The sequence below is a fragment of the Bacteroides sp. AM44-19 genome, assembly GCF_003603395.1.
In the GTDB taxonomy this organism is placed as follows: Bacteria; Bacteroidota; Bacteroidia; order Bacteroidales; family Bacteroidaceae; genus Bacteroides; species Bacteroides uniformis.
In genome coordinates, this window is the sequence record NZ_QTNB01000003.1 from 118,090 (window position 1) to 141,507 (window position 23,418).

20 protein-coding genes are annotated in these 23,418 nt (G+C 45.3%); 12 read left to right on the forward strand and 8 right to left on the reverse strand.

The genetic code is table 11. The annotated features are described in order from the left end of the window. Positions 1 to 4,353, forward strand: a complete 4,353-nt coding sequence (locus tag DW947_RS07070; RefSeq protein ID WP_117962506.1) for a hypothetical protein — start codon at positions 1 to 3, stop codon at positions 4,351 to 4,353. Here the strand turns inward: DW947_RS07070 and DW947_RS07075 are convergent. The 3 genes from DW947_RS07075 to spt all read right to left on the reverse strand — a co-directional run bounded on the left by DW947_RS07075 (position 4,331) and on the right by spt (position 7,456). Beyond that, positions 4,331 to 5,017 carry a hypothetical protein gene (locus DW947_RS07075; RefSeq protein WP_022402412.1) on the reverse strand — a complete coding sequence of 229 codons (687 nt, stop codon included), beginning with the start codon at positions 5,015 to 5,017 and terminating at the stop codon, positions 4,331 to 4,333. The genes DW947_RS07070 and DW947_RS07075 overlap by 23 nt on opposite strands. 345 nt (positions 5,018 to 5,362) lie before the next feature. Next, positions 5,363 to 6,169: a M48 family metallopeptidase gene (locus DW947_RS07080; protein WP_022402411.1), complete on the reverse strand. Its 807-nt coding sequence runs from the start codon at positions 6,167 to 6,169 to the stop codon at positions 5,363 to 5,365. Between the two features lie 99 nt (positions 6,170 to 6,268). After that, complete coding sequence (gene spt / locus DW947_RS07085; RefSeq protein WP_022402410.1) at positions 6,269 to 7,456, reverse strand: serine palmitoyltransferase; 1,188 nt, start codon at positions 7,454 to 7,456, stop codon at positions 6,269 to 6,271. A 207-nt stretch (positions 7,457 to 7,663) separates the two neighbouring features. On the opposite strand from spt, the gene DW947_RS07095 reads away from it, so the two are divergent. The 3 genes from DW947_RS07095 (at position 7,664) to DW947_RS07105 (ending at position 10,998) form a co-directional block, all read left to right on the forward strand. Next, the gene (locus DW947_RS07095) at positions 7,664 to 8,707 is read left to right on the forward strand and encodes a diacylglycerol/lipid kinase family protein (protein WP_005827827.1); all 1,044 of its coding nucleotides are present in this window, start codon (positions 7,664 to 7,666) and stop codon (positions 8,705 to 8,707) included. Positions 8,708 to 8,838: 131 nt separating this feature from the next. Next, a complete protein-coding gene (aspS, locus tag DW947_RS07100; RefSeq protein WP_117887842.1) occupies positions 8,839 to 10,596 on the forward strand; it encodes an aspartate--tRNA ligase in 1,758 nt (585 codons plus the stop codon). 21 nt (positions 10,597 to 10,617) lie between these two features. Beyond that, a complete protein-coding gene (locus DW947_RS07105) occupies positions 10,618 to 10,998 on the forward strand; it encodes a GtrA family protein (RefSeq protein ID WP_005827823.1) in 381 nt (126 codons plus the stop codon). 26 nt (positions 10,999 to 11,024) lie between these two features. Here the strand turns inward: DW947_RS07105 and DW947_RS07110 are convergent, their stop codons facing one another. From DW947_RS07110 to DW947_RS07120, 3 genes are all read right to left on the reverse strand, one after another. Continuing rightward, a complete protein-coding gene (locus tag DW947_RS07110) occupies positions 11,025 to 11,912 on the reverse strand; it encodes a carbon-nitrogen hydrolase (protein WP_005827821.1) in 888 nt (295 codons plus the stop codon). Positions 11,913 to 11,952: 40 nt separating this feature from the next. Next, the gene (locus DW947_RS07115; protein WP_005837171.1) at positions 11,953 to 13,068 is read right to left on the reverse strand and encodes an agmatine deiminase family protein; all 1,116 of its coding nucleotides are present in this window, start codon (positions 13,066 to 13,068) and stop codon (positions 11,953 to 11,955) included. A 147-nt stretch (positions 13,069 to 13,215) separates the two neighbouring features. Beyond that, on the reverse strand, positions 13,216 to 13,743 hold the full coding sequence (locus DW947_RS07120; RefSeq protein ID WP_117962508.1) for a ferredoxin domain-containing protein: 528 nt from the start codon (positions 13,741 to 13,743) through the stop codon (positions 13,216 to 13,218). Between the two features lie 92 nt (positions 13,744 to 13,835). Here DW947_RS07120 and DW947_RS07125 point away from each other — a divergent pair, with 92 nt between their 5' ends. After that, positions 13,836 to 14,459 (forward strand): ATP-binding cassette domain-containing protein, encoded by a 624-nt coding sequence (locus DW947_RS07125; RefSeq protein WP_005827815.1) that lies wholly within the window; start codon positions 13,836 to 13,838, stop codon positions 14,457 to 14,459. A gap of 11 nt (positions 14,460 to 14,470) precedes the next feature. Beyond that, positions 14,471 to 15,280, forward strand: coding sequence for an ABC transporter permease (locus DW947_RS07130; RefSeq protein WP_005827813.1), 810 nt, complete (start codon positions 14,471 to 14,473; stop codon positions 15,278 to 15,280). Positions 15,281 to 15,282: 2 nt separating this feature from the next. Here DW947_RS07130 and DW947_RS07135 read toward each other — a convergent pair whose 3' ends face one another. Next, positions 15,283 to 15,693: a DUF4891 domain-containing protein gene (locus tag DW947_RS07135; RefSeq protein ID WP_009038384.1), complete on the reverse strand. Its 411-nt coding sequence runs from the start codon at positions 15,691 to 15,693 to the stop codon at positions 15,283 to 15,285. A gap of 24 nt (positions 15,694 to 15,717) precedes the next feature. Further along, the gene (locus DW947_RS07140; protein ID WP_005827810.1) at positions 15,718 to 16,494 is read right to left on the reverse strand and encodes a DUF4377 domain-containing protein; all 777 of its coding nucleotides are present in this window, start codon (positions 16,492 to 16,494) and stop codon (positions 15,718 to 15,720) included. A 188-nt stretch (positions 16,495 to 16,682) separates the two neighbouring features. Here DW947_RS07140 and DW947_RS07145 point away from each other — a divergent pair, with 188 nt between their 5' ends. The 6 genes from DW947_RS07145 to DW947_RS07170 all read left to right on the forward strand — a co-directional run bounded on the left by DW947_RS07145 (position 16,683) and on the right by DW947_RS07170 (position 23,398). Further along, entirely contained in the window at positions 16,683 to 17,777 is a 1,095-nt protein-coding gene (locus DW947_RS07145) for a Nif3-like dinuclear metal center hexameric protein (protein WP_117962510.1), read from the forward strand. Positions 17,778 to 17,782: 5 nt separating this feature from the next. Beyond that, complete coding sequence (locus tag DW947_RS07150) at positions 17,783 to 18,622, forward strand: zinc ribbon domain-containing protein (RefSeq protein WP_005827804.1); 840 nt, start codon at positions 17,783 to 17,785, stop codon at positions 18,620 to 18,622. Positions 18,623 to 18,767: 145 nt separating this feature from the next. Then, positions 18,768 to 19,934 (forward strand): PCMD domain-containing protein, encoded by a 1,167-nt coding sequence (locus tag DW947_RS07155; protein ID WP_016273778.1) that lies wholly within the window; start codon positions 18,768 to 18,770, stop codon positions 19,932 to 19,934. A gap of 25 nt (positions 19,935 to 19,959) precedes the next feature. After that, a complete protein-coding gene (locus tag DW947_RS07160) occupies positions 19,960 to 20,742 on the forward strand; it encodes a porin family protein (RefSeq protein WP_035449279.1) in 783 nt (260 codons plus the stop codon). A gap of 93 nt (positions 20,743 to 20,835) precedes the next feature. Further along, positions 20,836 to 22,269 carry an efflux transporter outer membrane subunit gene (locus DW947_RS07165; protein WP_035448557.1) on the forward strand — a complete coding sequence of 478 codons (1,434 nt, stop codon included), beginning with the start codon at positions 20,836 to 20,838 and terminating at the stop codon, positions 22,267 to 22,269. A gap of 25 nt (positions 22,270 to 22,294) precedes the next feature. Continuing rightward, positions 22,295 to 23,398 carry an efflux RND transporter periplasmic adaptor subunit gene (locus DW947_RS07170; RefSeq protein ID WP_117962512.1) on the forward strand — a complete coding sequence of 368 codons (1,104 nt, stop codon included), beginning with the start codon at positions 22,295 to 22,297 and terminating at the stop codon, positions 23,396 to 23,398. Positions 23,399 to 23,418: the final 20 nt, after the last annotated feature.

Sequence of the window (23,418 nt, forward strand, 5' to 3'; positions counted from 1 at the left end):
ATGAAAACATACCATGTATTTATAGCCTCTTCGCTGAGTTTTCAGAAAGAAAGGGATTTAATGGAAAAAGTCCTGACGGAAAGAAACAACAGCGAACTCAATATTGTAGTGCACCGGCACGAAAAAAATGGAGACAACGATTTAGCTAAAGGCGATACGCAGGAAATCATAAATTCAGAGATAAGGCAATGTGACGTCATCATCTTCTTCGCCGGAAACTGGATACGCTCCAAGACCATCGGAGAGTTTAATGTTGCCATCGAAAATGCATCCAACAAACATATCTATTTCTATCAGAATCCGACATTGGAATACACCCAGGAAGACTGGACAAACACTACTTTATGGAAAGACTTCTATGCGGAATACATGCAAAAGCACCTGGACGACGATACCGTTATCGAGCGGTATGAGAAGCAGTGCAATACGCTGGAGCAGCTAAGGGACGCGTTGGTCAAGGATCGTGAAAGTTTTCTCAATAATCCCTTTTGCGCAATCTCTTGCCATAAGATGGAGTATGATAAAATTATTCCCAACAGCCAAGCCAACCGTCGCAGAGGCAACCTGGACTACTATTTTATCCGTCCGGAAGTAGACAACAAACTTAAAGAGGAGTTTGACAGCACAAACAAGACAATCATCGTCACCGGTCAATCCACTTCGGGAAAGACTATTGCCGTTTGCCGAATGCTGAAAAAGCTCCCTCAGGAATATTATGTGGTCATTTTGAATGCCGATACGACCAAAGAACAGTTAGAACGGCTTTCTGTATCCCAATTCCAGCATGGCAAAAAGATTCTTCTACTGGACGATTTGCAGCTGTTGTTTTGGAAAGAAGAGAATGAAAAGCCGATACCCATTGACAGAGAATTACTTCGCAAGTTATCGGAAATCCTTCACATCGGCAATCCGGACTTCAAGGTTATTGCCACTACAAGCTATAGCTTCAAGGAAGTGAAATCCATGCTTACTTTCAATGAAATGGTTCCTCCGGCCATAGTCGAAGTGGGCATCAAACCTTTATCCTTCAAAAAAATAAATGAATATGCCCGCGAGCTTAGGACATACGGCTATCTTAAACTCCGACCCGAAGCCGGCATGACTATCGGTTCCTTGTTTTTCGACATAGACAGAATCAAGACCAGATATAACAACCAGTTCCAGAACAGCAATTTAAGCAACCTGCAGAAATCCATGCTTCGACAACTCTGCCACGCCATAAAATGTTTGTGGATGTGGAAAAAGAGAAGCCGCAATAAAATAGACCTATTGCTCGATTTCCTCAAATTCACCTATGAGAACAGTTACGAAAAGGCCGACAGAAGCACCATCTGTGAATTGGCAGGCAAAGTAGATGATTTGATTTATTATCAGGACATTGAAAAGGACACATTTGAAGTTGAAGACATCATAGTAACCCAGGTTTTCCAGTACTATAGCAGTGAACCGTCCGATGACCTACTGGCAACTGAAAAGAAAGCCATAAAGGGCATATTCCGCTATATCTACTACAAAGACAGACCGAACTTTTTCAAAAATACAACCAAGATCCTGCATCGGGTGAAAAACTGTTCGGTAAATGCCCCCGAACTCCAACAGTATATCATCAATGATGTTGTAAGCCGCATTTATAAAAACGAACAAACGCTATATACAAGTAAGGAACTGGGAACAAACCCGGAAGGCGTTTCCATTGATTGGGTGGACGCCTATATTGGCAATATAGCCAATTTTGCTCCTACCAATGCAGAGGCCATCCATATTTGGAAATTAACAAAAAAATATAATAGGAGAGAGCTGAATGTGCTGCGGTGGCTTTTGCCCAGACTGCAGACACAACAAGATAAGGACATTGTACACAAGGATTTGCTCAATGAACAAGGGCAAATGCAAGACAAGTATATAGAAAACTCGTATATTGAATTTCAGACAGAATTGGTACGGTTCCTCGACATGGACGAAGCCAAAGAAATATACCTCAACGCTTCCTTTATATACGAAGCTTCCCCAAGTGCCGATGATGACGACATAGATGATTTCTTCTCCGATTCTGCAGAGAGCGCCCATGGGCAGGAAAGCAACAATGAGACTTATCTGACAGAACTGAAAGAGAAAAGAATACGTAATTTCGCCAGGCAGCTTATGCATAAAGCACAGACTCTGGCTGACATACACGACATCAAGAACTTCTTGCAGAAGAATGATAAAGGGGTAGTTCCCCACGACGATGCAGTCTTTTTCTTCAACTTTATTGCTCCCTACACCTGGCTGGAAGTTTTCAAAAGATTCAGCCAGCCGGAAGAGCTGGTTGCATTCTTCAACGAACTGACAGAACTGTCTGTCGACAAAAAAGAGGATACCAGTATGTTCCTGAACAAGACCGAAGTGTTGAATGGAGCACTCGAAAACATACCGTCCTCTTATGCCTATGATTTATGGAACCGTATGGGGAATAACTGTGATGGCTACTCATTGAACTTTATGCTCCAAAAGGCTAAAAATTTTGAGCAAGCCAAAGGAATCTTCAACACTTTTATGGAAAGGTTGGAGCAGCAAGAAGAAGAAAACAAGACCAAACTGAAAGTGGGTGAAATCTACCTGAACGACTTATTGGATACAACCTCCACTTATAGCGGGATTAAGGAATGCGAGGAACTGTTCCATAAATACCATTTACTGGAAGCAGACCAGTCTTTACTGGATTACCCGAGCCAGCACACACAAGGTATCCTATACCAACGCATGACCCTAAAGGAAATCAAGGCACATATGAAGAGACATCGTCCCCAAAACGGCGATGAATCTCGAAATATAAGAACAATCGTACAATTCATTCTGAAAATATCAAATTATGAAGAGGCGTATCAGGCACTGTTCGGAGAAACTCCCGATTGTATTACTCCGGAAGAACAACAGATTTTGAATCATTCGCCCTACGTTGTCTCCGAAATGTTCAATAAGGTAAAGACTCCGGAAGAAGGAGGAGTCGCAAGGGATTTCTTCGAGAACCGGCTGGACAAGTCACTGCTCAATCATCCTGATGCCAATATCTTGAATATCATTATCAATAACCGATTCATATATCCCTATTATGAACAAAAAGTGGACATGATAAAGCGGATGTCCGAAAAATACACCGTACAACAGAACAGTTATACACATAAACATTTACTCTATCACCTGACCAACCACACCCAAGGTTCACTTCCTCCGGAAGAAATACAACTGATTATAAATGAGGAAATAATGAAAAGCCTGGATGCGCCAAAGGATGTATTGAAGCAAATGCTTATCCAGCGATACTATGCCGGAAGAGCACAAGACAACGTTCCGCAGCCTTTTCCCATTTATACATCGGAAGGGTGGAAAATTAAAGAAAGCACTATTCTGGAATATGTGTATTGTCTGCTGGACGTGGGCGTATATGATGGAGGAATTATCTTCTGTTGCATGAAGGCATTGCTCCGTCAGAATGATAAGGAAAACGCCCAACGGCTGCAAGAGCAAGCAATCAATAAAAAGGTTTTTATCAATTACGATTCATATTGTATGTTGAAAAAGTTAGGAGCCGTCATTCCCAAACCCTACCTATTTGTCGAACATTATCCAATTATGAAGGACATATGCTATCAAATGCGGGAACGCGGCATGACCTTCGAAGAAGCCGAAAGCCGTATAAAAGAGATGGAAGATGATTTACATATTTCCATTGCACGCACACAAATCTACTGGAACAATGTCATCAGCCGCATGGCCAACAACAGAACAAACAAAAAACTGGTGCTTCAGAATACTCTGAAATTCATTGATGAACACCATGTGCCGATGAGTCCGGAAATATATTACTCCCTTTTACACACAATCACTTCCATTGAAGACTATACAAAAGTCAAAGGTTTATATAAAGGCGAATTGAATATAGGACATATCTTCGTACTTCTAAAGAAGATTCCAGAATTTGCCAAATATAGAATTGCCGAATGGGCATTTGTCGCCTGCTTGCGTCAGGAGTTTGATGAATGGTATGACATTCTATGTTCCATCAGTGAGAAAGAACAGGAGAAAAGAATTAAAATCATGTTACAGTCCGAGCGCTACAAGCAACTGCAAGTCATCACCCCCAAAGGGTATCTTAACCAGACTTTCTTGTTCTGGTGGACTATCCGCTACGCCGTCTCAGAGACTGAAGAGCAACGGAAGGCAGAATTGGATACCCTTGTCACAATGATACCCAACCCCTTTGTACCTCAGTATCCGAAAATGATAGAGAAGTTCTTTATACCTTATCCGCAAGACTTGCTTGAAATCATTCGAGAATATATAGGCCGGATTATTTCATCCGAGCCGCAATAGCCAGCAATACCCCGAGCACCACACCCAATATCGCTGCAAACAGCACCCGCATTTCTCCCGGCAGGAGGAATGTGATGGTGTGTGCCGGATACCAGAAGAAAGGAATTGTTTTCTTGAAGACAAAATTCCATTGTGCATCCCAATTCAGATGCGTAATGATGCGGGTCATCGGGATAGGAGTGAGGAGGCTGCGAGGCGAACCGCCACAATCCAGGATATGCGTATCCGTAATCTTATGGAATGTCATGAATACCGGAGCGAAAATGGTATTCATAGCAACTGAAATGGCGAAGGCTATCCATAATTTGTCCAGGCAGAATTCTCCGTTTATAATGGCGGCGGCATTTGCCATTCCCATATATTCCATGAATTGCGGCACACCTTTGGAGAAGATAATCATGGCCGCGTTGATTCCCATTCCCAACAGTCCCCACACTACGGCACGCGGCAGTACACCAAATCCTTTTCGGTTATAGACTCCGGCACTGATACGAAGCCCCAGCATCTCACCCAGTGTAGCAAGAATTCCGAATTTAATGAAACTCATTACCATGCCATGTGCAGCGTTGAAAGACTTATACCAATCGTAAACGGGTTCACTCACAAAGAATGGCAGGAATATTATCACCAGAACAAAAATAAAGAGGAAGTCTTGCTTTTTCATACAAAAGTCATGTTTTTCATAAATAATGTGGCAAACATACTAAAATTATTCTGATTTAAAAGCAAATAAGCAAATAAAAGGTGTTTTGCCAAACAGAACAAAGTGTTTCCCTTAACCGAACAGTCTGTTTCATTAAAGGGAACACTTTGTTTCCCTTAAAAGAACATTTCGTTTCATCATATAAAAACACTTTGTTTTCTATAGCTAAAACAAAGTGTTCAGCACTGTGAACTAACGAATTATCCCTATCAGCTTCCCCAGAAGCCTATATCATAGTCTCGGCACAAAAAAAGTGGGATTCAGAGAAACCTCTGATCCCACTTCATCATAGTAAGCAACGGATAGTTATTTCTTATCTTTCATATATTCATCCGCTTTCTCCTTGGCACGTGCCACGCGCTTGGCTGTATCCGGATGAGAAGAGAACATCTTCTGGAACTTAGATTCCTTCGGTGCTTCCGCTGAAAGTTCAAGCAATTTGTTCAAAGCATTGTACATGGCATACGGATCGAGATTATTCTTGATGCAGAATTCAAAGCCATAATCATCCGCTTCTGTCTCCTGCTTCTGGGAGTATTGAGCACCTGCCAATGCCTCGGCCATGGCACCCAGTTCAGAATCACTCAATTTGGATACTGTAGAACTTGCCGCACCGGCAGCATTCTTCACAGCCGAACGGAGGTAAGCATTCTTCATCGCATCTTTGGAATCCGTATGGATGACGTGACCTATCTCATGACCGACAACTGCCATCACTTCATCATCCGTCATGATGTCCATCAGTCCGGCGCAGATGCGTACACTGCCATCACCACACGCAAAGGCATTCACATCTATTACCTCGTAAACACCGAAGTTCACCTTCAAGCCGTCCACTTCCTTGATATTTCCAGTCAGCTTCTCCAGACGCTTGCCGTAATCCGTATCGGGCTTTGTCAGCGGATTGTGTGTATCCATCCATTCCATATATTCCTTGCTCATCGCTGCAATGTCAGCATCGGACAATGAAATGGCCTTGACGGCATCTGTACCGGCTTGGACAACTTTGGTCACATTGATTTTCTTTCCACCGATTTTGAACTGCGCATAGGCAGTGGTGGTACAACTCATTCCGCATACTACAGCAGCAATGATGAAGAAGTTCTTTTTCATATACTTTACGATTTAATCTTAACCCTATTCCGTTTCGTATTAAACAAAAAGCCGCCTAATCATTATTAAACGGCTTTCCTAATATCTGTTTGAATCAGTTTACTTGATAATATCCAGTGCCTTGAAGCATTTGGTCAACTTCTCTACAGCGTAATCCACTTGTTCTACGGTGTGGGTAGCCATCAACGCTACGCGCACCAGCGTATCTTGTGGGGCACACGCGGGCGGAATAACCGGGTTGATGAAGATACCTTCGTCAAAAGCCAGCTTCGTTACTATAAATGTCTTCTCTGTATCACGCACATAGAGAGGAATGATAGGAGATTCTGTCTCACCGATTTCGAAGCCTGCATCGCGGAACTTCTTCAAAGCATAGTTAGTGATGTCCCACAGACGTTGGATGCGTTCAGGTTCGGACTTGATGATGTGAAGCGCCTCGCGAGCTGCAGCCGTAGCAGCAGGTGTGCTACTTGCCTGGAATATATAGGAACGGGCATTGTGGCGCAGCCAATTGATTACCGCCTTGTCTCCAGCAACAAAACCACCGATGGAAGCCAATGACTTGCTGAATGTACCCATAATCAGGTCTACATCTTCGGTAACACCGAAATGGTCGCACACACCACGGCCTTGTTTTCCGAATACACCCAAGCCGTGAGCTTCGTCCACGTAAATGCTGGCATTGTATTTCTTCTTCAGGCGGACAATTTCGGGCAGATTGGCCAAGTCACCTTCCATGGAAAATACTCCATCCACAACAATCAGCTTTACAGCATCCGGTTCGCATTTCTGGAGTTCTTTTTCCAAAGCCTCCATATCGTTATGCTTGTACTTCAACTGAGTGGCAAATGCAAGACGGCGGCCATCTACAATGGAAGCGTGGTCACGGTCATCACAAATAATATAATCCCCACGGCCTACAACGGCAGGAATAATACCTTCGTTTACAGTAAATCCGGTAGAAAAACAGAGTGCTTCATCTTTTCCTACGAATTCAGCCAATTCCTTCTCCAGTTCAACATGTATATCGAGTGTTCCGTTCAGAAAGCGGGAACCTGCACAACCGGTGCCATATTTTTCTGTGGCAGCTATCGAGGCATCAATGATACGCTTGTCATATGTCAGTCCCATATATGCATTAGAGCCGAACATCAGAACCTTTTTACCATCCATCATTACCTCTGTATCCTGATGGCTGTTAATTGTGCGGAAATAAGGATATACGCCTTTTGCCATAAACTGCTGCGGCAGGTCGTATTTCGCAAATTTGTCTTGTAGTAAACCCATGAAATATCTTTTATATAATGAATATTTAATTCTATTAAATACAAGTCTTAAAAAACAGGGGGCAAAGATAGCAAAATATGTCGGTATATGTTCTATTTACATTAAAAAAACTACTTATACTTATTTTAAAAAGAATTATGTGGTTAATTTTTCAGATATTTATATTACTTTTGCCAGTTGGAAAACCTGCATAGCAACAACCCTTGCATGAACGAAAACAAGAAGAAAATAGCATTCATCATAAACCCCATATCCGGCACTCAGAGTAAGGAGCAGATACTGAAGTGGCTCGATGAAAAGCTGGATAAGGAAAGGTATGCACAAGAAGTGATTTATACCGAACGGGCAGGCCATGCCGTAGAGATAGCGGCACAGAAGGCACAAGAAGATGCACATGCCGTCATCGCCATAGGAGGAGACGGCACCATCAATGAGATAGCCCGCTCACTGGTACATACAAAAACCGCTTTGGGCATCATTCCCTGCGGTTCCGGCAACGGACTTGCCCGCCATCTGCAGATTCCGATGGAGCCGAAAAAGGCCATCGACATCATCAATGACGGACTGATAGACATCATTGACTACGGAAAAATCAACGATGTGCCTTTCTTCTGCACCTGCGGCGTGGGATTCGACGCATTTGTAAGCCTGCAATTCTCCAAGGCGGGAAGGAGAGGACCACTCACTTATCTGGAAAAGACTCTGCTCGAAAGCCTGAAGTACCGTCCGGAAACCTATGAACTGGAAATGGACGGCAGCACCCTGCGATACAAGGCGTTCCTAATAGCCTGCGGAAACGCATCGCAATATGGAAACAATGCGTATATTGCCCCACAAGCCACCTTGAACGACGGACTGCTGGACGTCACCATACTCGAGCCGTTCACTGTGCTCGATGTACCGTCGCTCTCTTTCCAGCTCTTCAACAAGACCATTGACCAGAACAGCCGGATTAAGACGTTCCGTTGCCAGACACTCCGTATTCACCGTTCTAAACCGGGGGTAGTCCACTTTGACGGCGACCCGATGATGATGGGAGAGAATGTAGATGTAAAGATTATGAAGAAAGGACTGCAGGTCATTGTTCCCCGGGATGCGGAAAAAGACACTTCGAATGTCTTGCAGCGGGCACAAGACTATATCAACGGACTGAAACAAATTAATGATGCTTTTGTGGAAGACATCGCCCATAAAAACAAGATGATACTGGATAAAGGCAAAAGGCAATTCAAGAAACTGACAAAAATGTAATGTTGTAAAAAAGGTACTAAAGGAGTTTCTGAAAATAACTTTCCCCTTTTGATGCGCCATATAATATGTTTTATGTATTTTTGCAAAGCCAAAATAGTAAATAAGTAAATCGTCAAACAGTAAATAAAAAGATGTATAGATCACACACCTGCGGAGAACTCCGTATCTCCGATGTTAACAAGCAAGTGACGCTGGCAGGTTGGGTACAGCGCAGCCGTAAGATGGGAGGCATGACTTTCATTGACCTCCGCGACCGTTACGGAATTACCCAATTAGTGTTCAACGAAGAGGTGAATGCCGAACTTTGCGAGCGTGCCAACCGCTTGGGCCGTGAATTCGTAATCCAGGTTAAAGGTACCGTAAACGAACGTTTCAGTAAAAACCAGCATATCCCGACGGGAGACATTGAAATCATCGTATCGGAACTGGATGTTCTGAACTCATCGCTGACCCCTCCCTTCACCATCGAGGAAAATACGGACGGTGGCGACGATATCCGCATGAAGTACCGTTATCTAGACCTGCGCCGTGCCAATGTACGCAGCAATCTGGAGCTTCGCCATAAAATGACAATTGAAGTACGCAAATACCTGGACAGCCAGGGATTCATCGAAGTGGAAACTCCGATTCTGGTAGGCTCCACACCCGAAGGTGCACGCGATTTCGTCGTTCCTTCACGCATGAACCCGGGACAATTCTATGCCTTACCTCAAAGCCCGCAGACACTGAAACAGTTGTTGATGGTTTCCGGTTTCGACCGTTACTTCCAGATAGCCAAATGCTTCCGTGACGAAGACCTGCGTGCCGACCGCCAGCCGGAATTCACACAGATTGACTGCGAAATGTCTTTTGTGGAGCAGGATGACGTCATCAACCTCTTCGAAGGCATGGCCAAATATCTGTTCAAGGAAATCCGTGGCGTAGAGATGAACGAGCCGTTCATGCGCATGCCATGGGCAGACGCCATGAAATATTACGGCAGCGACAAGCCCGACCTCCGTTTCGGCATGAAGTTCGTGGAACTGATGGACATCATGAAGGGACACGGATTCCCGGTATTCGACAATGCCGCCTACATCGGCGGTATCTGCGCAGAAGGCGCCGCACACTATACCCGCAAACAGCTGGATGTACTGACCGAATTCGTGAAAAGACCGCAAATCGGTGCCAAAGGTATGGTATACGCGCGCGTAGAGGCAGACGGCAACGTAAAATCAAGTGTCGACAAGTTCTATGCGCAGGAAGTATTGCAGGAGATGAAGGCTGCTTTCAACGCCAAGCCGGGTGACCTGATTCTGATTCTGAGCGGTGACGACGCCATGAAGACCCGCAAGCAACTGAACGAGTTGCGCCTTGAAATGGGTAACCAACTGGGATTGCGCGACAAGAATAAGTTCGTCTGTCTTTGGGTGGTTGACTTCCCGATGTTTGAGTGGAGCGATGAAGAAGGCCGCCTGATGGCTATGCACCACCCGTTCACCCATCCGAAAGACGAAGATATTCCTTTGCTGGATACAGACCCGGCAGCTGTCCGTGCAGATGCATACGACATGGTGTGCAACGGTATTGAAGTGGGTGGAGGTTCCATCCGTATCCACGATGCACAGTTGCAGGCCAAAATGTTCGAGATTCTCGGATTCACTCCGGAGAAGGCTCAGGAGCAGTTCGGCTTCCTGATGAATGCCTTCAAATACGGTGCACCTCCTCACGGTGGTCTGGCATACGGTCTGGACCGTTGGGTCAGCATCTTCGCAGGTCTCGACAGTATCCGCGACTGCATTGCATTCCCCAAGAACAACAGTGGACGCGATGTAATGCTGGATGCACCTTCGGCTATTGACCAGAAGCAACTGGATGAACTGAATCTGATTGTTGAAGTGAAAGAGTAAAAGCAGGTACAGAGTAGGAGAGTGAAAGAGTCTGCACGCATTTTTCGTTTTGCGGTAATCGGCACGCTGAATGCCTTGATTATGGCTGTTACCGTTTGGGTAATGATGGACGAACTGGACATCAACTATATGCTCTCCAATGTAACCGCATATATACTTGCACAGATACACAACTTCATCTGGTGCAAGTACTGGATATTCCCTACAGAAAAAAAGAGCAACACTTGGCGACAAGTGCTGCTCTTTTCTATAGCTTTCGGAATGGCTTACGGAGCGCAATTCCTTTTCCTCATAGGGCTGGTGGAGGGACTGGACTGCAACGAATACCTTGCCCAGTTCCTGGGATTATTCATCTACGGAAGTGTCAATTTCCTAATGAACAAACGGGTGACATTCCGTTAGTTCTCCCCCAGAGATCCCCGTCGTTATCAGTCAAGAAATCGTTTTGTCAATCCGGCATAGGCATCAATTCTGCGGTCGCGCAGGAAAGGCCACCAACGGCGTACATTTTCCGAACGTTCCAAGTCCACCTCTACAACGATATTTTCCGGCCGTTCGTTTCCTGCTTGGGCCAGGAACTCGCCTTGCGGTCCGGCCACAAAACTATTTCCCCAAAACAAGATACCATTGGTCTGCATGGAAGGATCCGGCTCATGTCCCACACGGTTCACTGAAACAACCGGCAAGCCGTTGGCCACAGCATGTCCACGCTGGGAGATAATCCAAGCATTGAGCTGACGCGCCTTTTCATCATCCGTATCACTGCTTTCCCAACCGATAGCCGTAGGATATATCAGTATTTCAGCTCCCTTCAGCGCCATCAGACGTGCTGCTTCCGGATACCATTGGTCCCAGCACACCAAAACTCCCAATTTGCCCAAAGATGTCTGAATAGGTTCGAAGCCTATATCACCGGGAGTAAAATAGAATTTCTCATAATAGGCGGGGTCATCAGGAATATGCATCTTCCGGTATTTCCCGGCAATGCTGCCGTCACGTTCAAAAACAACCGCTGTGTTATGATACAATCCGGGAGCGCGTTTCTCGAACAGAGAAGTGACCAGCACAATATCGTTGGCAGCAGCCAACTCTGAATAGAATCCCGTAGAAGGACCGGGAATCGGTTCTGCCAAGTCGAACAACTGCGTGTTTTCCGTCTGACAGAAATACAGAGAGTTATGCAGCTCCTGCAAAACAACTAATTGAGCCCCATGCGCCGCACATGCCTCTATACTTTTGGCCAAATTCATTAAATTAGTCCTGAGGTCCTTGGTATTGGCCTGCTGGATAATACCTACTTTTATTTTTCTTGTCATCTTATTCTATGGTTTATTGTTTTACTATGTATAATCGACATTACTTCAACACCCCTACGGGATATTGCATGGTAACACAATGCAAAGAGCCGTGTTGCTTAATCAAAGCACGGCAATCTATCCCGATAATTTCATAACCGGGAAAAGCCTCCCGCAACACTTCCCCCGCGCGGGCATCATTCTCCGGCTGGCGATAGGTGGGGTAAAGCACTGCATCATTCAGAATCAAGAAATTAGCGTAAGTGGCAGGAAGCCGTTCCCCTTCCTCTTCTATCTTATCGGCCATGGGCAAAGCCAGCAAACGGTAAGGTTCCCCCTTCAACGTACGGAAAGTCTTCAGTTGCTCCTCCATGCGATGCAGTTCTTCGTAATGCTCATCATCCGCATCCTTGCATTGTACATAGGCTATCGTGTCGGCAGGGCAGAAACGGGCCAGCGTGTCTATATGACTGTCCGTATCGTCACCTGCCAAATAACCGTGGTCCAGCCAAAGAACACGTTGCAGGTGAAAAACGGAACGAAGATATTCCTCAATTTCCACCCGGTTCATCTGTCCGTTCCGGTTAGGCGAAAGCAGGCATTCGGAGGTGGTGAGCAACGTACCCATGCCGTCACTTTCGATGGAACCGCCTTCAAGGACAAACCCCAAGCGATTTACATACTTTCCTTTCATCACTTCCGACTCCACCGCACGACGCGTAATCAAATTATCCTTATCGGATGCAAACTTCAATCCCCACCCGTTGAACTTAAAGTCGAGCAGAGATACACCGTCAGCATCCAGTAGGGTGATGGCTCCATGGTCGCGTGCCCAAGTATCATTCGTCTCACACTTCAGGAAACGGACATTTTCCATATTCACCCTGCCGAGAATCTGTTTCTTCACCTCATCCGGTTCTGGGGTTACAATCAGCAATGTCTCCCGGGCGGCTATTTCGTGGGCAATGGCTACAAAACATTCCTGCACTTCGTCCAACATATAGGTCCAGTCTGTACCCGCATGGGGCCATGTAAGCTGTATGCCGCTTTGCAAAGCCCATTCGGCAGGCAAGTGGGGAGCACGTGTCTCTACCTGAAAAGTCATATTCTTGCCAAAACGCACCTGACAGTCCTTCTCTGCGGCACCACCCAGCGGCAGTCCTACAAAATATCCCATATTATTTATCTTTTCTAATTCGTTACTTTTTAAGTTAGCAGAGAGAGGGAGAATAAACCTTAGGTTTAGAATTGCCAAACCTCTACTTCAGACTTCTAAACCTCTACTCTATGATTGTAAACCTCTACTCGTCAATTATCACTTATCTTACTTCGGTTTCCGGTCGAAGAATGGATTCTTGGAGGATGCACTCACCGGAATGGCAAAGACAGTCTTGCATCCTTTCAGCCAATCCAAACGCTGAGCGGCAAGTCCGGCAGAAAACATGACACGGGTATCCACCCTCAAATCGGCAGCCATGGCACAAGCCGAACCTACAGCTATCCCTACATCCACCGTATTCAAAGCACAAGGTACTCCCTCCGGACGACCGGCACAAGTGGGAAAACCGCAGTGTCCGCAATTCAAACTTTGCGTCTGCTCGCGCGTACCTATTATAATTACACATTCAGCCTGCAAAATGTTGTCCGCATCACGGAGAAAGAACTTCATACCGTGCTCTTCAACCATAGCGACCATCTTTTCAGACAGCTTCTTAATGTCTTCACCCGTAACCAGCGCAGCTTCAATCACATCAATACCTTTTCCTTTCGGTGCCGTGCGCGCAGCAGTCAGCATTTGCCTTGCCACGTCAAGCACATGTTCGTGGCGGCAATCCCGTTCATTCTGTATCATAGTCTTTCTTTCCTGAATTAATTAGTGCGTCAAAGATAGCACAAATATTTTTTTGCACTATCTTTGCGATACAGAAAGATTAAAGGAACACCATGCTGCAAATAGAAAATGCCAGTATCGCCTACGGCAACGATATACTTTTCTCGGGTTTCAACCTGCAATTGGAAAGGGGAGAGATAGCCAGTATCTCCGGCCCTTCGGGATGCGGAAAGTCGTCACTGCTGAATGCCATACTTGGATTTACTCCGTTAAAAGAAGGACGCATCGTCTTGAACGGCATTCTGCTGGATAAAGGAAACGTCGACGTTGTCCGTAAGCAGACTGCATGGATTCCACAAGAACTGGCATTGCCGCTGGAATGGGTAAAGGACATGGTACAATTGCCCTTCGGTTTAAAGGCAAACCGGGGTACACCCTTTTCTGAAACCCGTTTATTTGCATGTTTCGAGGATTTGGGTCTGGAACAAGAGTTATATTACAAACGGGTGAACGAAATATCCGGAGGCCAACGCCAACGGATGATGATAGCCGTAGCCTCAATGATTGGCAAACCACTGACCATTGTCGATGAACCGACTTCCGCTCTCGACTCCGGTTCCGCGGAAAAAGTACTCTCTTTCTTCCGCAGGCAGACAGAAAATGGAAGTGCCATACTGACCGTATCCCATGACAAAAGATTCGCCAACGGATGTGACCGACATATAATCATGAAATAACATACACACTATTGGGAACCATAGATATATCATACCTCAGCCTGGGCATCGGATTATTGCTATTATTAATACCGCTGTTTTACATCTGGAAGTTCAAGACCGGACTGTTGCGCGCTACTGTGATAGGTACGGCACGCATGATTGTCCAGTTGTTCTTCATCGGCATATACTTGAACTACCTCTTTTTATGGGATAACCCGTGGATAAACTTTCTATGGGTAATTGTCATGATATTTGTAGCATCGCAGACGGCATTGGCACGAACACAATTGAAGAGGAAGATTCTGCTCCTGCCCATATCCGCAGGTTTCTTATGCAGTGTAGTATGTGTAGGCTTGTACTTTATCGGAATAGTACTGAGAGTGGAAAACGTATTCAGCGCCCGGTATTTCATCCCTATTTTCGGCATACTGATGGGCAACATGCTATCCAGTAACGTCATAGCCCTCAACACCTATTATAGTGGACTGAAACGGGAACAACAGCTTTACCGGTATCTTCTCGGCAATGGTGCTACAAAAGCGGAAGCACAGGCACCTTTCATCCGCCAAGCCATCATCAAATCCTTCAGTCCGCTGATTGCCAATATATCCGTGATGGGGCTGGTTGCTTTTCCGGGAACCATGATTGGCCAGATATTGGGTGGCAGCAGCCCGAATGTGGCCATCAAATATCAGATGATGATTATGGTCATCACCTTTACCGCCTCCATGCTGTCACTGATGATTACAATCTCTCTGGCTTCCCGCAAGTCGTTCGATGCCTACGGCAAGCTACTGCCGGTGATGGTAGAGAAGAAGGGAAAAAAGGAGCATAAATAACTTCAACGGTGGTGGGCATCCAGTTTTCCGGGGAGATAGCGTAGCTGCACATATTGTACGCCCGGTTTCACAAAGCCGCTGTCCAACATCACTTTCTTTACACGGAATTCTTCAAGCCTATACTGCAGGTAACTTTTGATGCGTTGACTTTGCGGCTTGGTATATGCCAGCAGATTAACTTTTCCCAGCGAATCAATCTCTACCCTTGCCTTGACGGTGCGTAGAGAAAGAGGACCGTCTTTTTTCTTAGCCTGATAATCTTTATCCTTGTCTACCCAAAAGATAGCCGTAGCCTTGGGAGTAGTATCTACCGGCTCCTCCATATCCTCAGATACATCTTTACCGGAACGGTTCGTATCCTGACAAGACAATAACGATAAAAGGAAAAGAAACAAAACAAGTAATGTTTTCATAATAAAGGAGATTAATGTGTCCAACTAATCAAACGTACCCGATGAAGCATATATTATCGGATATATAAAATGTTCTTCACCTTCCGTTTGCGGTTGTTCAAACAATTGTTTGTAGATAGGTTCCGGCTCTGTTTCAGAGAAAAAATCTGCATCAGCAGGATAAATACCATAATACCACCAGGGAGTTCCTTCCATATTATAAGGCTCAATACCCTCGATTACAAACTTATATAATCCAACTGTATCACCATCTTTTATAATGCTTGTATAGGTTCCATAATTGGTCCCCATATTATATCTCAATCCTTTTAAAGGAGCATATTCTTCTTCAGTAAACTCGCCTGCTACATATTTTTTTCTTTTGCATGCAAAAGGAATCTCATATTTTCCTCCATCAGGAGAAAGAATAAAAGGATTGGGTCCATCAACCTCTATTGTATATTCATATTCTACTCCGACTTTTGATAACACCTCGACCAGTTCGTATGCAATATTACTGGCATCGGCGGGAGGGTTGAGCAAAGTTGTTTTTTTCACCAATAAGGTGTATTCATACCCCTTGCTATAATCAAACCCGGCAATTCCTAAAAAGTCCAACGCTTCATATTCATTTTTACCTTCCTCCTTTACCAACATACAATCAATGAAATGATCACTTCCCCAAGGCTGGTAAGTGCCAATCTCGGAAGAGACCTTCATTTTAATGTTTTCTACATTGTCTTGTGGAGTATCACTGTTACAAGAGGTCACACCAATTATAATCAAGAGCGATAAAATTCCGAATAGTTTTTTAGTTTTCATAGATTTAGTTTTATAATAATCGCTCGCAAAGATAGTCTTTTTCGTGATAAAACATTTTTCGATAAGAGTTTTTGTTGGAAGAAAACCGTCTATTACTCAAATTTGTTACTGATATTTTATAAAAAGAATAAAAAACATTCTCAATCCATTGCTTTTTACTATATTTGCAACCAAATTTTCTGTTCACAATGAAAATTAAGGAATTAGTAAGCGCCCTTGAACGGTTCGCGCCTCTGCCATTGCAAGACGGATTTGATAATGCCGGCCTGCAAATCGGATTGACAGATGCGGAAGCAACAGGGGCTTTGTTGTGTCTTGACGTTACTGAAGCTGTACTGGATGAAGCCATTGCATTGGGATATAATGTGGTTATATCACATCACCCTCTCATTTTCAAAGGGTATAAATCCATCACGGGCAAGGATTATGTGGAACGTTGTATCTTGAAAGCCATCAAGAATGACATCGTTGTTTATGCTGCGCACACTAACCTGGATAATGCACCGGGAGGAGTGAACTTCAAGATTGCCGAGAAAATCGGTTTGAAGAATGTCCGTATCCTGGAAGCCAAGGAAAATGCGCTGGTAAAGCTGACCACATTTGTACCGACCGCCCAAGCGGAAGACGTGAGGAAAGCCTTGTTCGACGCTGGATGCGGCAATATCGGCAACTATGATTTGTGCAGTTATAACATGGAAGGCGAGGGGACATTCCGAGCCCGGGAAGGTGCCACCCCATACTGTGGAGCGATAGGGGAGCTGCATACCGAACGTGAAGTACGTATTGAGACAATCATACCCGCCTACAAAAAAGCGGCAACTGTCAAGGCACTGCTTGCGGCACATCCATATGAAGAACCGGTCTATGATATTTATCCCTTGCAAAACTCATGGCCACAAGCCGGAGCCGGTGTCATTGGCGAATTGGAAGTACCGGAGACAGAACTTGAATTCCTGAAACGGATAAAGAAAACCTTCGAAGTAGGGTGTCTCAGACATAACAAACTCCTCGGGCGGGAAATACAGACTGTTGCATTATGTGGCGGCGCCGGCGCTTTCCTAATGCCGCTTGCCATCCGCAACCGTGCAGATGTCTTTATCACCGGCGAGATAAAATACCATGACTATTTCGGACATGATACCGATATATTATTGGCTGAAATAGGGCATTATGAAAGTGAGCAATATACGAAAGAAATATTTTATACAATAATCCGGGATTTGTTTCCTCATTTTGAGGTTCAGATGACCAAAGTGAATACAAACCCCATAAAATACATGTAAGTAAAATGGCTAAAGAAGCAAAAAAAGATCCTCAGGAATTAACCGTAGAACAGAAGTTGAAAGCTTTGTTCCAATTGCAGACAATGCTGTCCAAAATCGATGAAATCAAGACGTTGAGAGGTGAACTTCCACTGGAAGTACAGGACTTGGAAGACGAAATAGCCGGTCTGAGTACCCGTATAGACAGAATCAAGGCAGAAGTTGCCGAGTTGAAATCCTCCATTGCAGGAAAGAAAGTTGAAATTGAAACCGCAAAGGCTTCTGTAGCTAAATATAAAGACCAGCAGGACAACGTACGCAACAACCGCGAATATGACTTCTTAAGCAAGGAAATCGAATTCCAGACATTGGAAATCGAACTCTGCGAAAAGCGTATCAAGGAATTTGCCGCACAAGAGGAAGAAAAATCTCAGGAAGTAGCAGAAAGCACTGCTGCTCTGGAAGAAAGACAAAAAGACCTCGACGTAAAGAAGAGCGAACTGGACGAAATCATCTCCGAGACCAAGCAAGAGGAAGAGAAGCTGAGAGACAAAGCCAAAGAACTGGAAACAAAGATTGAACCCCGTCTGCTTCAGTCCTTCAAACGTATCCGTAAGAATTCACGCAATGGACTGGGTATTGTATACGTACAGCGTGATGCTTGCGGTGGTTGCTTCAACAAGATTCCGCCCCAGAGACAATTGGACATCCGCTCACGCAAGAAAATTATCGTTTGCGAATATTGTGGCCGTATCATGATTGACCCGGAATTAGCAGGTATAACTCCCGAACAGAAAGTGGAAGTTGTAAAGGAAAAGCCAGTAAGAGCCAAAAGAAAAATCGTACATATCGGCTCAGATAATTAAAAATAGAACATTTTCTATATATAAAACGGCAATAGTAAAGCACCTATTGCCGTTTTTTTGTTAAATAAGCTCATAAAAACCTGCTATTAGAGAAAAAAGAAGTAGTTTTGTTGCTTGAAAAATTAATAGAATTAAATTAAAAAGCATGAGACTAAACAAATTATTCATACTCTATTCACTTTTCGGAATATTGATGGCATCGTGCATAAAAGATGAAGCACCCAATGCTGAAGCTGATATAACAGGCATCTCTTTTGAAGAAGATGTACTGGCAAGCGCTCGTTTCAATTTAAATCCGTCTTACAATGATAATCTGCAGGCCTACCCCATATTAGTAAAAGTAAAAGAGGGCACTCCTTTAAACAAACTATCCCCCCTGTTTGAGTTGACGCCGGGCGCTACCATTAGTCCGAAAAGTGGTAGTGAACACGATTTCTCTGACGGAAAAAGGGTAAAGTATACCGTAACTTCCGAGAACAAGGCTTGGCAGCGAGTATATTCCATCGGTGTACGCGAACAATCGGTATCAGACATCCCAAATGAATTCCATTTTGAAGACATACGACTTATCAATGGAATTAACCCCAAATACAAATATCAGGAGTTCTATGAAGAACAAGACGGATTGGAACTGACATGGGCCAGTGGAAATGAAGGATTCAACTGGGCAGCCAGTTCATCAGCTACTGAAAATTACCCTACGTCACAATATGACAATGGTAAAAACGGAAAGTGTGCCAAATTAGAAACTCGGCTTACCGGCTCTCTGGGAGCAATGGTAGGTATGCCGATAGCTGCTGGAAATTTGTTTATCGGTGAGTTTGATATGACGAATGCTCTCACCAGCCCATTGAAAGCCACACATTTCGGCACTCCTTTCTGTTATAAGCCCTCACGTCTAAAAGGTTGGTACAAGTACAAAGCCGGTGAACGTTTTTATGAAAACGGTGGATACACCGACCGTAAAGATGTGATGAACATCTATGCAATCTTTTATGAAGGCGAAAGTTACAACGAAGCAGGAGAAGTTACGGAAGTAATATTGGATGGAAATCTGCCAAACCAGAACTATGAACATCCCAGTATGGTAGCTTTAGCTCTAATATCCAATCCCCACGAAACCGATGATTGGGAAGCTTTCGACATTCCTTTTGACTATCAGAGATATGGAAAAGAAATAGATGAAACCAAACTGGCAAAAGGAAAATATAAACTAAGTATCATTTTTGCATCCAGCAAGAACGGTGCAACTTTCGAGGGTGCGCCCGGAAGTACCCTTTTAGTGGATGATGTGGAACTGATTTTCGAATAAGAACCCTGTAGAATTGGAATACAACATGATAAAGAAAATAGTAGCATTTATCGCATTGGCAGTTTACATGCAAACCGCCCTATACGCTCAAGAGAATCAGAATCGTACGCTTATAAACGCTGCCCTGCACGGATGGGAATATGAGATAAGGGCCGGTGTCAGCATCGGTGGTACTTCCCCGCTTCCATTGCCCGTAGAAATACGGAGTATCGATGCCTACAATCCTACTTTAGCTCTTATGCTGGAAGGAAATGCCATCAAGTGGTTAGGAAAAACTAAAAAATGGGGAGTAATAACCGGGGTAAGACTGGAAACCAAAAATATGATTACCAAAGCGACAGTAAAGAACTATGGCATGGAAATCATAGGAAATGACGGTAACCGCTTGAAAGGTAACTGGACAGGAGGAGTAAAAACCAAAGTACGCAATGCCTACATTACTGTCCCCGTACTTGGAGCATATAAAGTCAACTCACGATTGCGAGCCAAAGCAGGTGCATATGTATCCTACCTGATGGATGAGGAATTCTCCGGATATGTATATGAAGGTTATCTGCGTGAAGGTAATCCTACCGGAAAGAAAGTCAACTTCTCCGACGGTGCCATTGCCACTTACGACTTTTCGGATGATTTGCGCAAGTTTGCCTGGGGCGTGCAAGCTGGTGTAGACTGGCGTGCCTTCAAACATCTGAGTGTATTTGCCGACCTTACATGGGGATTGAATGATATTTTCAAGAAAGATTTCAATACAATTACCTTTGCCATGTATCCCATCTACTTGAATGTGGGTTTCGGGTATGCCTTCTAAGATACTCGGGTATACCGAGTAAATACTCATAAACAAATAAAGGTTTAGGTTGTTATCAATCCCATAAAAAGATAACCACCTAAACCTTTATTTATGAATATAAAAGTTTGGAGCACTGCGTTGCTCATATTATGCCTATGTCCTGCGGCTATGGCACAGAAAGCCAACCGCTATCTTGAGAAACCACTCCCACAAGGCTGGGGAAAGGACGCCTCCCATGCCATTCCCGGAGATGACAATCTGTTCAGCGGACAAATACCACCCATTGACGACAAGTGGTGGAAAGCCTTCGATGACCCGATGCTGGATTCATTGATTACGGTAGCCTCCACTCAAAACTATTCCGTACTTTCTGCCATGGACCGTATGGATATGGCTAAATCCAATCTGCGGATAGAACGCGGCAGCTTTTTCCCTTCCATCTCATTGGACGGAGGATGGGCACGGCAGCAAAGCAGCGGCAATGTCAACGCACTTCCGCAATCCATTACCGGTGCATACAGCGCCTCGCTCAACGCCAGTTGGGAGCTGGACGTATTCGGAAGTATCCGCCAACGGGTAAAGGCACAGCGGGAAACCTTCATGGCAAGCAAGGAGGAATATACCTCTGTCATGGTATCCCTCTGTGCCCAGATAGCTTCTGCCTACATCGGACTCCGCGAACTGCAGCAAGAGCTAAGTGTAGTGACCCACAATTGCCATACCCAGGCAGCTGTACTTAACATTACCGAAGTACGCTACAAAACCGGACTGGTGTCCAAACTGGACGTTTCACAAGCCAAATCCGTATATTACAGTACCAAAGCCTCCATCCCACAACTGGAGGCAGGCATCAACCAATACATCACGACGCTCGCAATCTTACTCGGTACTTACCCCCAGCATATCCGCCCCATATTGGAGAAGCCCAGCAAACTGCCCGACTATATGGAACCCATAGGCATCGGTGTTCCTGCCGACCTGCTGCTCCGCCGCCCCGATATACGGCAAGCCGAACGCCAAGTCAACGCGCAGGCGGCAACACTCGGCGCATCTCAAAGTGACTGGCTGCCGCAAGTGTTCCTAAAAGGTTCCATCGGCTATTCCTCCCATGACTTGAAGGACTTGACTAAACGGAACAGCATGACGTTTGAGATTGCCCCAAGCATCAGCTGGACCTTATTCAGCGGTACCAAACTGGTGAATGCCACCCGTCTGGCACGTGCCCAGCTCGATGAATCCATTCACCAGTTCAACCAGACCGTGCTTACCGCCGTGCAGGAAACGGATAATGCCATGAACTCCTACCGCAACTCCATCCAACAGATTGTTGCCATGCGCGAAGTATGCAACCAGGGAGAAGAAACCTTGAAACTCTCCCTCGATTTGTACAAACAAGGGCTTACTCCCTTCCAGAACGTACTGGACGCACTACGCTCGCTCCTGACATACGAAAACCAACTGGTGCAGGCACAAGGCAGCTCCTTGCTGCATCTGATAGCCTTGTACCAGGCATTGGGAGGCGGATATGAAATGAATCAGAAATAAGAATATAAACTAAACCGAACCGTATATGAAAAATCAAATGTACATCACCCTGCTCATCCTCCCATTGCTGGCAACGGGATGTGGGGGAAGGAAAGAAACGGCACAAACGATGCCCGTTCCCGAGATAAGCGTGGCCCGTCCGACAGTGCAGAGCATTACGCTGACAAAAGAATATCCGGGCTACCTGACTTCTGAAAAGACCGTAGACCTGGTAGGCAGGGTCAGCGGAACCTTACAGACCATCGCTTACGCTCCCGGCAGCCGGGTACGCCAGGGACAAGTGCTTTTTGTCATCGAACCGACAGTCTATCAAGACAATGTGCGGCAGGCGGAAGCTGAACTCAACACTGCCCGCGCCAACCTGGAATACGCCCAAAACAACTACGCACGTATGCAGGAAGCCGTGAAAAGCGATGCTGTAAGCCGTATACAAGTGCTGCAAGCACAATCCAACGTGGCAACCTCGCAGGCTGCAGTGAGCAATGCGGAAGCAGCCCTGAACACGGCACGCACCAATCTGAGCTACTGCACCGTCCGTGCCCCCTTCGACGGCACCGTAAGCCGTAACCTGGTGGATGCCGGAGGCTATGTAGGCGGCAGCGTGCAGCCCGTCACACTGGCAACCATCTACAAGGACGACCATCTGTACACCTACTTCAACGTGGCAGACAACCAATGGCTCTCCATGCTGATGCAGCAAGGGGACAGCATTCCCCGGCAAGTGAGTGTCAGCCTAGGCAAAGACGGGCTTCTCACTTATCCCGCACAACTGGATTATCTTTCGCCCAACGTAGACTTGAACACCGGAACTCTGAACATCCGCGCCCGTCTCGACAACCCTAAAGGACTGTTGAAAAGCGGCCTCTACGTCAGCATCACCTTGCCCTACGGAGAACAAAGGCAAGCCATCCTGCTGCCGGACGCCTCCATCGGTACCGACCAGTTGGGGAAATACATATACGTAGTCAACGATTCGAATATAGTGCGCTACCGTCACGTAGAAACCGGGCAACTGATAGGGGACAGCCTGCGCCAGATAAGGGCAGGCATCACTCCCCAGGAACGTTACGTCACCAAAGCGCTGATGAAGGTAAGGGATGGAATGAAAGTACATCCCATCGACAACTAATATGAATTGATTAATACCAA